An 11,617-nucleotide genomic window follows, 5' to 3' on the forward strand; every position below is an offset into this window, starting at 1 on the left:
CGCACCTTATAGCGACAAAGCAGGGGCCGGTAAAAAAGATTTTTTCAATCGCGAAAGGGCTTTTATGCGCCCTTTTTCAATCGTCAGAGGTTTTTGCCTTGTATTCGCAGAGATCCTCGATGCGGCAGCTGCCGCAGCGGGGCTTGCGCGCCTGGCAGACATAGCGGCCGTGCAGGATCAGCCAGTGGTGGGCATCCAGCAGGAAATCCTTTGGCACCACCTTGAGCAGCTTGAGCTCGACTTCCACCACGTTCTTGCCTGGTGCCAAGTTGGTTCTGTTGCTGACCCGGAAGATGTGGGTGTCCACCGCCATGGCGAGCTGACGGAAGGCGGTGTTGAGCACCACGTTGGCGGTCTTGCGCCCCACGCCGGGCAGGGCCTCCAGTTCCTCACGGGTCTGGGGCACCGCGCCGCCATGGCGCTCCAGCAACAGGCGACAGGTCTCGATGACGTTCTTGGCCTTGCTGTTGTAGAGCCCGATGGTCTTGATGTACTCCGACAGCCCCGCCACGCCCAGGTCCAGGATGGCCTGGGGCGTGTTGGCCACCGGATAGAGGCGGGCGGTGGCCTTGTTGACGCTGACGTCGGTGGCCTGGGCCGAGAGGATCACCGCGATCAGCAGCTCGAACGGCGAGGCGTACGCCAGTTCCGTCTTGGGATCGGGATTGTCCTCGTGCAGGCGGCGAAAGATTTCCAGCCGTTTGGCGGCGTTCATGGATTGGTTCGCTCTTCCAGGGCCGCGAGGCGGTGAGCCGCCTGCTGGGCGGCGCTGCGCAGGGTTTCCAGCTGGGCGCTCTGCGCGGGGGTGGGCTCGGTACCAAAGGCCCGCTCGGCCTTGGTCAGCTGGGCGCGTGCCAGGGTGGCAGTGATCCGCGCCTGTTTGAGGGCGGCGGGGCCGGCGGCCAGCTGCGTCGCCTGGGTCGACGTACTGACGCTGGCGGGCCCCTGCTGCGCCCTGTCCAGCGCCGTCTGCGCTTGCTCGGTGGCCTCGCGCAGTTGCCGCACCTGGGCCTCCAGGGCTGGCGTACCGTACTGGACCAGTTGCCGTTCGGCCTTCTGCAGGGCAACCCGGGCCATGGCGGCGGCGATCTTCAAGGGTTTGAGCGCAGATTCCGCGGTGGCCGGCGGCGCTGCCGCCGTAGTGGCTGCCGGGAGCGGCTGACGGCGCTGACGCTCGGCCTCCAGCCGCTCGCGGTCGCGCTGCAGGCGCGCCTGGCGGGCGTCGAAGCGGCGCCGGTAGTACTGCGCACGCTGACGTTCCGCCTGGCGATCGACCGGCGCCGGGACCGGCAGCAGATCGATGCAGTCCACCGGACAGGGCGCCAGGCACAGCTCGCAACCGCTGCATTCGCTTTCGATGACCGTGTGCATCAGCTTGGCCGCGCCCAGGATGGCATCGGTGGGGCAGGCCTGGATGCACTTGGTGCAGCCGATGCACTCGGCTTCGCGGATCACCGCGCGCTGGCTGGGCGTCACCGGATAGGGCGAATCCAGCGGCAGCGTGGGCCGCTGGAGCAGCGCGGACAGTTCGACGATGGTCACGGTGCCGCCCGGCGGACACTTGTTGTGCGCCTCGCCCGCGGCGATGCCCACCGCATAGGGCTGGCAACCGGGGTGGCCGCACTTGCCGCACTGGGTCTGGGGCAGCAGGGCGTCGATGGCGGTGATGAGGGTGACGTGAGCGTTCATGATCAGGGTCGAGGCTGGGAGAAGAACGGCGCCCTGGGGCGCCGTCGCTGTCACATCACCCGCTGGCCGGGCTTGGCGCCGCTGTCGGGGCTGAGCAGGTGGATCTCGCTGCCGCCAGTGCCGGCGGCCAGGACCATGCCTTCGGAGACGCCGAACTTCATCTTGCGCGGCGCCAGGTTGGCGACGTACAGGGTCAGGCGGCCTTCGAGCTGGCTCGGCTCGGGGTAGGCGCTCTTGATGCCGGAGAAGACGTTGCGCTTGGCATCGCCGATGTCCAGGGTCAGGCGCAGCAGCTTGTCGGCGCCTTCGACGAATTCGGCTTTCTCGATCAGGGCGATGCGCAGATCGACCTTGGAAAAGGTATCGAAGTCGATGGTCTCGGCCAGCGGGGCCTTGGTCAATTCGCCATTGCCGGCGGGCTGGGCTGTGGCCTGGGCGGCCAGGTCTTCCTTGGAAGCGTCGATCATGGTCTGCACCTTGGCGGGTTCGATGCGGGTGAGCAGCGGCTGGAAGGCGTTGAGCTGATGGTTGGCCAGGCGCGTGTCGAGGTCGGCCCATTTCAGGGGCGCGACATTGAGGAAGCGCTCGGCGGCAGCGACCAGGTTGGGCAGTACCGGCTTGAGCAGGATCGCCAGCTGGCGGAACAGCTCGATGCCCTGGGCGCAGATGGCCTGGACGTCGTCGGCCTTGCCGTCCTGCTTGGCCAGGCTCCAGGGCGCCTGCTCCGCGATCCAGGCGTTGGCGCGGTCGGCCAGGGCCATGATCTCGCGCATGGCGCGGCCAAAGTCGCGGGTCTCGTAGGCCTCGGCGATGCTCGGCGCGGCGGCGCGGAAGGCGGCTTCCAGCTCGGGCGCGGCCTGGGAGTCCACCAGCAGGCCGGCATTGCCCTTGTGGATGAAACCGGCGCAGCGGCTGGCGATGTTGACCACCTTGCCCACCAGATCGGAGTTGACCTTCTGCACGAAGTCCTCGAGGTTCAGGTCGATGTCCTCGACATGGCGCGAGAGCTTGGCGGCGAAGTAGTAGCGCAGGTACTCGGGATTCAGGTGATCCAGGTAGGTGCGTGCCTTGATGAAGGTGCCGCGGGACTTGGACATCTTCTGGCCATCGACGGTGAGGAAGCCGTGGACGTTCAGCGCGGTCGGCTTGCGATAGCCGGCGCCCTCGAGCATCGCCGGCCAGAACAGCGCATGGAAGTTGACGATGTCCTTGCCGATGAAGTGGTACAGCTCAGCGGTGCTGTCCTTGTTCCAGAAGGCGTCGAAATCCAGGTCGTCGCGGCGGTCGCAGAGATTCTTGAAGCTGGCCATGTAGCCGATGGGCGCGTCCAGCCAGACATAGAAGTACTTGCCGGGCGCATCGGGGATCTCGAAGCCGAAGTAGGGCGCATCCCGCGAGATGTCCCATTCCTGCAGGCCGGCATCCAGCCACTCGGCGATCTTGTTGGCGACCGATTCCTGCAGGGCGCCACTGCGGGTCCAGCCCTTGAGCATCTCGGCGAAGTCGGGAAGCTTGAAGAAGAAGTGCTCGGATTCGCGCAGCACCGGGGTTGCGCCGGAGATGGCCGACTTGGGATCCTTCAGCTCGGTGGGCGCATAGGTGGCGCCGCACTTCTCGCAGTTGTCGCCATACTGGTCGGCGCTGCCGCACTTGGGACAGGTGCCCTTGATGAAGCGGTCGGCCAGGAACATCTGCTTGTCCGGGTCGAAGTACTGGGTGACCGGACGGGTGGCGATGTGGCCGTTTCCGCGCAGCTTCAGGTAGATGGCGCGCGACAGCTCGCGATTCTCTTCCGCATGGGTGGAGTGGAAGTTGTCGAAGGCGACGCCGAAGTCGGCGAAGTCGGCGCTGTGCTCGCGCTTGACGTTGTCGATCAGTTGTTCGGGGGTGATACCTTCGCGCTCGGCGCGCAGCATGATGGCCGAGCCGTGGGCGTCGTCGGCGCAGACATAGATGCACTGGTTGCCGCGCAGCCGCTGGAAGCGGGCCCAGATGTCGGTCTGGATGTACTCGACCATGTGGCCGAGGTGGATGGAACCGTTGGCATAGGGCAGGGCGCTGGTGACGAGAATCTTGCGGGGCTCGGTCATGGTCTTGGCTGGATCGCGACGCTGATAAGGTGACCGACCATCATAGCGAAATGGCCGGTCGGTTTCATCCGTGGGGATGGGCGGGGGCCTGTCCGGATTCAGATATCCGCCAGCTGCCAGTGCAGGGCACTGACCATGGCCGCGCCTAGGGCGGCGCTGCGGGCGCCGTTCCAGCCGACGTCCGGACGGGGATCGTTGGCGTTGTCCTTGAACGGCAGCTCCAGGGTCAGGGCCAGGCAGCCATGGGTGTGACCGACGTACTTGGTGGCGAGCTTCAGGGTCTCGCTGCCGAAATGACCGCGCGGATAGCCGTACTGGGTCTGGAAATCCGGACTGGCGCGCTGGAAGCGCTGCAGGAAGGCCAGCTGCTCGGCTTCCTCGCGCTCGCCGAAGGTGGGCAGGCCATTGCAGCCGTCGACGAAGACGTAGGGCAGGGCCTCGTCGCCGTGGATGTCGAGGAAGAGGTCGCAGCCGCTCGCGGCGATGGCGCGGCGTACCGCCAGCACCTCGGGACTGCGTCCTTCGTCCGGCTCCAGCCATTCCCGGTTGAGGTTGGCGCCGGCGGCGTTGGTGCGCAGATTGCCCAGGGCCGAGCCGTCGGGGTTCATGTTCGGTACGACGTGCAGTACCGCGTGCTCCAGCAGCTTGCCGCCCACCGGATCGCCCTGGTGTTCGCCAAGGCCCAGCAGCCGGCGCACCAGGCCTTCGACGAACCACTCGGCCATGGGCTCGCCGGGGTGCTGGCGGGCGATGATCCAGATGTTCTTCTTGCCGGCGCCCGGCGTGCCGATGCGCAGCAGGTCCAGCGAACGCCCGAGCAGCGAGCGGCCGACGGTTTCCAGACGGACGGCGGGATGTCGCTGCGCTTCGCCCATGAAGGCCAGGTGGCGACTCTCCGGATAGGGCTCGAAGTAGGCGAAGAACAGGCTGTCGTGTTCCGGGGTGACGGTCCAGCTCAGGGTCTTGCCGTCATAGCGGCTGGGGATGCGAAACCACTGCTGGCCGCAATAGCTGGCGACCACGCCATAGTCGCGCCAACCTTCGGGGTAGGCGCACTCGCCGGCATTGTCGAAGCTCAGCTGGCAGGGCAGGCCACGGGCGCCTTCGAGGCGGAAATGGAACCACTGGGTGAAGGGCGAGGCGGTGTCCGGCCGGATGCGCAGGCGGATGTCGGCGTGGTCGGCCAGGGACAGCACCTCGACGGCGCCGCTGTCGAAGGTGGAACTGATGTGCAGGGAAGAGGCGTTCACGCAGGGCTCCACGGGCGAGGGGAAAGCCGGGAGTGTAGCGCCGCGTGGATAGGCTTTAGCAAGGACAGTGGGTAGCATAGGCTGCAGCTTCTCTTTCCTATCCGCTGTTTCCGGGAGTCTGCATGACCGCTCCGACTCGCGAGGCCATCGAGGCCGCGCTGCGCCAGTATCACGATCCCTATCTCGAACAGGACCTGCTCAGCGCCGGCGCCCTGCGCGATCTCGCGCTGGACGGTGGCCGGGTGCGCGCCCGCTTCGAGCTGGGCTATGCCGCCGGACTGTTCAAGGGTGGCCTGGCCCAGGTGCTCAAGACCGCGTTGGAGAACGTGCCCGGGGTCGAGACCGCCGAGATCCAGATCGACTGCACCATCGCGCCTCATGCGGCCCAGCCGCAGCTGGAGGCCATGGGCAACGTCAAGAACATCATCGCCGTGGCCTCGGGCAAGGGCGGAGTGGGCAAGTCCACAACCGCCGCCAACCTGGCCCTGGCCCTGGCCCGCGAAGGCGCGCGGGTCGGTGTGCTGGACGCCGACATCTATGGTCCCAGCCAGGGCATCATGTTCGGTTTCGCCGAGGGCACTCGTCCCGAGGTGCGCGACGAGAAGTGGTTCATCCCGCTGCAGGCCCATGGCGTGGAGGTCATGTCCATGGCCTTCCTCACCAATGACAAGACCCCGGTGGCTTGGCGTGGTCCCATGGTCTCGGGCGCCCTGATTCAGTTGATTACGCAAACTGCCTGGAATGACCTCGACTACCTGGTGATCGACATGCCCCCGGGCACCGGCGACATCCAGCTGACCCTGGCGCAGAAGGTGCCGGTGGCCGGGGCGGTGATCGTCACCACGCCCCAGGACCTGGCCCTGCTGGATGCCAAGAAGGGCGTGGAGATGTTCCAGAAGGTCAACATCCCGGTGCTCGGGGTGGTGGAGAACATGGCGGTGCACATCTGCTCCAACTGCGGCCATGCCGAGCACCTGTTCGGCGAAGGCGGCGGCAGCCGGCTGGCCGAGCAGTACGGCGTGGATCTCTTGGCCTCGCTGCCGCTGGCCATGGCCATCCGCGAGCAGGCCGACGCCGGGCGGCCCACGGCCATCGCCGATCCCGACAGCCAGATCGCGCTGATCTACCAGGAACTGGCGCGCAAGGTCGGGGCCCGCATCGCCCAGGGCGGTCAGGCCGGCGGCGGCATGCCCACGATCACCGTCAGCGACGACTGATTTCGTCCGTTCGCCTTTGAGACGGCGCGTCTATCCACTAGAATGCGCGGTCAATTTTTTCGCCCCGGAGCTAGACCTGCCATGAGCATCAAATCGGACAAGTGGATTCGCCGCATGGCCCAGGAGCACGGCATGATCGAGCCCTTCGTCGAGCGCCAGATGCGCGGCGCGGACGACAGCCGGGTGATCTCCTACGGGGTGTCCAGCTACGGCTACGACGTGCGCTGCGCCAACGAATTCAAGGTGTTCACCAACATCCATTCCGCGGTGGTGGACCCGAAGAACTTCGATGACAAGAGCTTCGTCGACGTGGTCAGCGACGTCTGCATCATTCCGCCGAACTCCTTCGCGCTGGCCCGCACCGTGGAATACTTCCGCATCCCGCGCGACGTCCTGACCATCTGCCTGGGCAAGAGCACCTATGCCCGCTGCGGCATCATCGTCAACGTCACCCCGCTGGAGCCCGAGTGGGAAGGCCACGTGACCCTGGAGTTCTCCAACACCACGACCCTGCCGGCCAAGATCTACGCCAACGAGGGCGTGGCCCAGATGCTGTTCCTGCAGTCCGACGAGGCCTGCGAGGTCTCCTACAAGGATCGCGGTGGCAAGTACCAGGGCCAGCGTGGCGTGACCCTGCCACGCGCCTGATCCACCGGGGTTCGAGCGAAGCCGCCTGTTGGGCGGCTTCGTTGTTTCCAGGCCTCAAGAATCGACCGCTGCCGCCGATAGCCTGTGACCTGACTTATCTTTGGAGTGGACTTTCCATGGCCGGCATTCTCGACACCGTCGATCAACGCACCCAGCTGGTTGGCGAGAATCGTCTGGAAATTCTCATGTTCCAGTTGTCCAGCCGACAGATGTTCGCCATCAACGTGTTCAAGGTGCAGGAAGTCCTCAAGCTGCCCCGCCTGACCCAGATGCCCAAGCGCCATCCGATGATCTGCGGCGTGGTCCACCTGCGTGGCCAGACCCTGCCGGTGATCGACCTGGCTGCCGCCATCGGCATGCGACCCATCACGCCCGACGAGAACAGCACCATCATCGTCACCGAATACAACCGCTCGGTGCAGGCCTTCCTGGTCGGTAGCGTCGATCGCATCATCAACCTCAACTGGGACAGCATCCAGGCCCCGCCCGGCGGCGCCGGACGCCAGCACTACCTGACCGCCATCACGCGTATCGAAGATCGCCTGGTGGAAGTGATCGACGTGGAAAAGGTGCTGGCCGAGATCGCCCCCTACAACGTCAAGGTCTCCCAGGAGCGCCTGGCCGATCCGCTGCTGGCCAAGGCCCGCGGTCGCGAGGTGCTGCTGGTGGACGACTCCAGCACCGCCATCGGCCAGTTGCGCGACACCCTGGTGCAGCTGGATCTGAAATTCCACGTGGCCACCGACGGCCTGCAGGCCCTGCGCAAGCTCAAGGCCTGGGCCGACGAAGGCGTGGTGCTGACCGAGAAGCTGCTGATGGTGCTGACCGATGCCGAGATGCCGGAAATGGACGGCTATCGCCTGACCACCGAGATCCGCCAGGATCCGCGCCTCGCCGACCTCTATGTGGTGCTGCACACCTCGCTGTCGGGCAGCTTCAACGAAGCCATGGTGAAGAAGGTCGGCTGCAACGCCTTCCTCTCCAAGTTCCAGCCCGATCAGCTGGTCGAGGAAGTTCGCCGGCGCCTGGCGCTGGCCGAGGGCTGATCCTCGCGGTTTCGCCGCTCCGGCGCCTCCCTTACACTGGCGGCCTTTGTCCGCCGCCAGGAAGCCGCGCCCATGTCGCACCTCAGTGCCCTCTATCGTTATCCCGTCAAGTCGACGGCCGTGGAATCACTCGCCCAGGCCGAGGTGGATGCCCTGGGCCTGGTGGGTGATCGCCGCTGGATGGTGGTGGATGCCGACACCGGCCGCTTCCTGACCCTGCGCCAGCTGGCGCAGATGAATCACATCGAGGCGCGCTGGCTGGCCGCCGATCGCCTGCGCCTGAGCGCGCCGGGACGGCCGCCGCTCGAGGTGGCGGTGCCGGATGCCGGCGGCGAGCAACTGGGCGTGACCATCTGGCGCGACACCCTGCAGGCGCCGGTGGCCGCCGAAGCCGATGCCTGGCTGAGCGACTTCCTCGGTCGCCGCTGCCGCCTGGTGCACATCGCCGAACGCCATGCCCGCCAGATCAGCACCGATTTCGCCGAGCCGGGGCAGAAGGTGCATTTCGCCGACGGCTTCCCCTTGCTGCTGACCAGCGAGGCTTCCCTGGCCGATCTGGTGGCACGGGTAGGCAAGCCGCTGGAAATGCTGCGCTTCCGACCGAATCTGGTGGTGGAGGGTACGCCCGCATACGCCGAAGACGGCTGGAAGCGCCTGCGCATCGGCACGGTGGACTTCGCCGTCGCCTGTCCCTGCTCGCGCTGCATCGTCATCACCCAGGATCCGGTGACCGGCGAAAAGGACCCGGATCGGCAGCCGCTCACTGCCTTGCGCGAATATCGCTTCCAGGACAATCGCATGCTGTTCGGCATGAACGTCATCCCCCTGGGGCGCGGCGTCATCGAAGCCGGCATGCCGGTGGAGGTGCTGGAATGAATCCCGTGCGGCGTGTGGCGCTGGTCAGTCCGGCGGGTGCGGTCAAGGAAGAGCTGGTCACGGCGGCGATCGGGCAGCTGCAGGCCGCCGGCATCGAAGCGGTCCTGGGCGAGCAGGCGCTCAAGCGCCATCGCTATCTCGCCGGTACCGCCGAGGAGCGCGCCGCGGATCTGCACTGGGCCTTCAGCCAGGCGGACGTGGATGCGGTCTGGTGCCTGCGCGGCGGTTACGGCTCCGCCCAGTTGCTGCCCTGGCTGGACTGGTCGCGGCTGTCCAGCAGCAAGGGCCGGCCCCTGATCGGCTATTCCGACCTGACGGTGCTGCTGGAGGCCTTTCACCGCCGCGGCCTCACGGCTATCCACGGTCCTGGCGCCCTTGACTGGGGCCGCCGTGACGAGGATCCGGCCACCCAGGCGGCCCGGACCCGCTCGCTGGAATCGGTCCTGGAGCTGTGCGCCGGCGGCCGTCCGGCCTGGCAGCTGGAGCGCCTGGCCGGTCCGGTCCAGGTGCCCGCCGGCGAACTGATCGGCGGTAACCTGACCACCCTGGCCAGCGTGGTCGGGACCGCCGCCGCCCTGCGCCCCCACGACGGCGCCATCCTCATGCTGGAAGACGTCGGCGAACCCTACTATCGACTGGAGCGCAGCCTCTGCCAGTTGCTCGGCAACCTCACCGAGCACCGCATCGGCGCGGTCTGCCTGGGCACCTTCACCGACTGCCCGCCGCGTAACGTCGAGCAGCCGCTGGAAGAGATCTTCGCCGAATGGCTGGCGCCGCGCGGCATCGCCCTCTATCGCGGCCTGCCCAGCGGCCATGGGCCGGACAACCAGGCCTGGCCCTATGGCGCTCGGGTGCGTCTGGAAGCGGGTCGCCTGCAGGTGCTCTAGGCCTGGTCAGCCCCAGGCGGATCAGTCCGCCCAGGGCGAGGCGAGTTCCAGCTTGCGCAGCAGCTGGCGCTTCTTGCTGTTGTAGCCCTGCATCCGCACCAGCAATTCATCCAGGGTGGCGACCGCCTTGAGGATGTGCGGGCCCTTGTTGAGCATCACGCACTCGGCGCGGACCCCGGTGGCGGCATCGGTGATCTCGGCGCGCGAAGGCGAACCCTTCTTGGCCAGATTCTCCAGCACCTGGGTCGCCCAGATCACCGGCACGTGGGCCGCCTCGCACAGGCAGAGGATGTCTTCCTGCAGCGCCGCCAGACGCTCGAAGCCGCCTTCCACCGCCAGATCGCCGCGGGCGATCATCACGCCGAATCCGCCGCGCTGCATGCCCGCCAGCAGCAGGGCGGGAAGGTTGTCGAAGCCCCGACGCGTTTCTATCTTCAGCACCACACCCAGGTGCTCGGCCCGCAGGCGCTCCAGTTCCGCGAGCAGCGCGCGGACATCATCCGCGCTATTGACGAAGGACATCTCGATGCCGTCCGCATGCTCGGCGGCAAAGGCCAGGGCCGTGAGGTCCTGTTCGCCCAGCGCTGCCAGCCGCAGGGTGCTCTGGGGAAAGTTGATGCCCTTGTCCCCCTTGAGCTTGGCGCCGCCCGGCGCCTGGGTGATGCGGACCTCCAGCGCGTCCTGATCGGCGTGCTCGATCAGCCCGCCGATCTTGCCGTCGTCGAACCAGACCGGCTCGCCGCTACGGACGTCGGTGAACACCTGGGGCAGGGTGCAGCCCAGGGTGGCGGGTGTCAGCAGGTGCCCGCCGCTGTCCTGGCTGGCGGGCCGACCGGGCGTCTGGTCGGCGGTCAGGATCAGCAGATCGTCCTCGGCCAGCCGCAGGGCGCCTGGCTGCGGGGCGAAGTCGCCGATGCGGCTGTGCCTCCCGCGTCCATCGCGCTCGACGCTCAGGCGCAGGCCGGGCGTGAGGTAGGTGGTCTTGGTTGCCTCCGCCCAGCAGCCGCGATCTCCGACCTCGACGACCGTCCAGCGACGCTGCGCCTGGCGCGTGTCCCTTAGCTGGATCCGCTCGCCCGCCTGCAGGCCAGCTAGCCAGCGTTCGCCCACCTGGACGCTGGCAGCCGCCGGGGAGGGTGCCGGTCGCGGCCGGCGGCGGCCGGTCAGCCAGATCCGCGCCGGCTGCTGGACGCGGCCCTGGGCGTCGCGCTCAGGCTTCACCTTCTTTACCGCCGCGCCCGTGGCGATAGGCCCGGTGCGCAGCTTGGGCCCCGGCAGGTCCATGAATACCTTGCAGGGCTGGTCCAGCTCCGCGCTGGCCCGCCGCACGTGTTCGATCATGCGCGTCCAGCTGGCCGGTTCGTCGTGGGCGCAGTTGATGCGCGCGCAATCCATATGTCCTGCCAGCAGGTCGCGTACCAGCGCATAATCGTCTGCGGCTTCGCTGGGCAAGGTGACCATGATGCGTACCTCCCGCGCGGAGGCGGGCGTGCCGAACAGTGCTCGCGCGTGATCTGCCAGGGGATTGACCGCCTTGGTCGTCGGCCGCGCCGCCGGGCTGCCGCCGAGCAGGCGTTCCAGGGTGTTGATGAGGGTCGCCACGGTCGGTAGCACCGCGGCTTCGGAGCGCCCCAGGGACGACAGCCCCAGGGCGGAGAGTTGCAACTGCAGGTCATGCAGATCGCCGGCGCGCAGCGCCAGATAGGCGAGCAGATTCTGGGCACTGGCCCGGTAGGCGGGATTGAGCGCCTGCCGATCCAGCCGTGGCTCCGCGGCAGCCTGCTCCAGGGCACCCTGCAGGGCGCGTAGCTTATCCAGCAGGGTGGCGAGAGCCTGATCGGGGGACCGGGAACGCGAGGTCGAACGGGGCGGCACGATAGGTCTCCAGCAGAGGGCCCAGGCGAGACGCTCACC

Annotated in this window: 10 protein-coding genes; 5 read left to right on the top strand and 5 right to left on the bottom strand. The window is 67.3% G+C overall.

Annotation, left to right across the window (positions count from 1 at the left end; translation table 11 throughout):
- Window positions 1–76 precede the first annotated feature (76 nt).
- From nth to RCF34_RS10560, 4 genes are all read right to left on the bottom strand, one after another.
- Entirely contained in the window at window positions 77–715 is a 639-nt protein-coding gene (nth, locus tag RCF34_RS10545) for an endonuclease III (protein WP_308708100.1), read from the bottom strand.
- Window positions 712–1,743 (bottom strand): RnfABCDGE type electron transport complex subunit B, encoded by a 1,032-nt coding sequence (locus RCF34_RS10550; RefSeq protein WP_308708101.1) that lies wholly within the window; start codon window positions 1,741–1,743, stop codon window positions 712–714. Before RCF34_RS10550 ends, nth begins: the two co-directional genes overlap by 4 nt.
- A complete protein-coding gene (gene metG, locus RCF34_RS10555) occupies window positions 1,740–3,779 on the bottom strand; it encodes a methionine--tRNA ligase (RefSeq protein WP_308708102.1) in 2,040 nt (679 codons plus the stop codon). Before metG ends, RCF34_RS10550 begins: the two co-directional genes overlap by 4 nt.
- A gap of 98 nt (window positions 3,780–3,877) precedes the next feature.
- Entirely contained in the window at window positions 3,878–5,029 is a 1,152-nt protein-coding gene (locus RCF34_RS10560) for a M14-type cytosolic carboxypeptidase (protein ID WP_308708103.1), read from the bottom strand.
- 122 nt (window positions 5,030–5,151) lie between these two features.
- Here RCF34_RS10560 and apbC point away from each other — a divergent pair, with 122 nt between their 5' ends.
- The 5 genes from apbC to RCF34_RS10585 all read left to right on the top strand — a co-directional run bounded on the left by apbC (window position 5,152) and on the right by RCF34_RS10585 (window position 9,703).
- Window positions 5,152–6,246, top strand: coding sequence for an iron-sulfur cluster carrier protein ApbC (gene apbC, locus RCF34_RS10565; RefSeq protein WP_308708104.1), 1,095 nt, complete (start codon window positions 5,152–5,154; stop codon window positions 6,244–6,246).
- An 81-nt stretch (window positions 6,247–6,327) separates the two neighbouring features.
- Complete coding sequence (gene dcd, locus RCF34_RS10570) at window positions 6,328–6,894, top strand: dCTP deaminase (RefSeq protein WP_007162761.1); 567 nt, start codon at window positions 6,328–6,330, stop codon at window positions 6,892–6,894.
- A gap of 116 nt (window positions 6,895–7,010) precedes the next feature.
- Window positions 7,011–7,940 (top strand): chemotaxis protein CheV, encoded by a 930-nt coding sequence (locus tag RCF34_RS10575; RefSeq protein ID WP_007162762.1) that lies wholly within the window; start codon window positions 7,011–7,013, stop codon window positions 7,938–7,940.
- Window positions 7,941–8,012: 72 nt separating this feature from the next.
- Window positions 8,013–8,816, top strand: a complete 804-nt coding sequence (locus tag RCF34_RS10580) for an MOSC domain-containing protein (RefSeq protein WP_308708105.1) — start codon at window positions 8,013–8,015, stop codon at window positions 8,814–8,816.
- Entirely contained in the window at window positions 8,813–9,703 is an 891-nt protein-coding gene (locus RCF34_RS10585; protein WP_308708106.1) for an LD-carboxypeptidase, read from the top strand. Before RCF34_RS10580 ends, RCF34_RS10585 begins: the two co-directional genes overlap by 4 nt.
- Window positions 9,704–9,724: 21 nt before the next feature.
- Here RCF34_RS10585 and RCF34_RS10590 read toward each other — a convergent pair whose 3' ends face one another.
- Window positions 9,725–11,578 (bottom strand): pyruvate kinase, encoded by a 1,854-nt coding sequence (locus RCF34_RS10590; protein WP_308708107.1) that lies wholly within the window; start codon window positions 11,576–11,578, stop codon window positions 9,725–9,727.
- Window positions 11,579–11,617: the final 39 nt, after the last annotated feature.

Origin of the sequence: Pseudomonas sp. 102515 (genome assembly GCF_031085165.1) — a bacterium.
In the GTDB taxonomy this organism is placed as follows: domain Bacteria; phylum Pseudomonadota; class Gammaproteobacteria; order Pseudomonadales; family Pseudomonadaceae; genus Chryseomonas.

Excerpts from the sequence above, each read along its gene's own strand:
- apbC (WP_308708104.1), top strand. The coding sequence starts at position 5,152 with ATGACCGCTCCGACTCGCGAGGCCATCGAGGCCGCGCTGCGCCAGTAT.
- RCF34_RS10575 (WP_007162762.1), top strand. The coding sequence starts at position 7,011 with ATGGCCGGCATTCTCGACACCGTCGATCAACGCACCCAGCTGGTTGGC.
- RCF34_RS10580 (WP_308708105.1), top strand. The coding sequence starts at position 8,013 with ATGTCGCACCTCAGTGCCCTCTATCGTTATCCCGTCAAGTCGACGGCC.
- RCF34_RS10585 (WP_308708106.1), top strand. The coding sequence starts at position 8,813 with ATGAATCCCGTGCGGCGTGTGGCGCTGGTCAGTCCGGCGGGTGCGGTC.
- metG (WP_308708102.1), bottom strand. The coding sequence starts at position 3,779 with ATGACCGAGCCCCGCAAGATTCTCGTCACCAGCGCCCTGCCCTATGCC.
- dcd (WP_007162761.1), top strand. The coding sequence starts at position 6,328 with ATGAGCATCAAATCGGACAAGTGGATTCGCCGCATGGCCCAGGAGCAC.
- nth (WP_308708100.1), bottom strand. The coding sequence starts at position 715 with ATGAACGCCGCCAAACGGCTGGAAATCTTTCGCCGCCTGCACGAGGAC.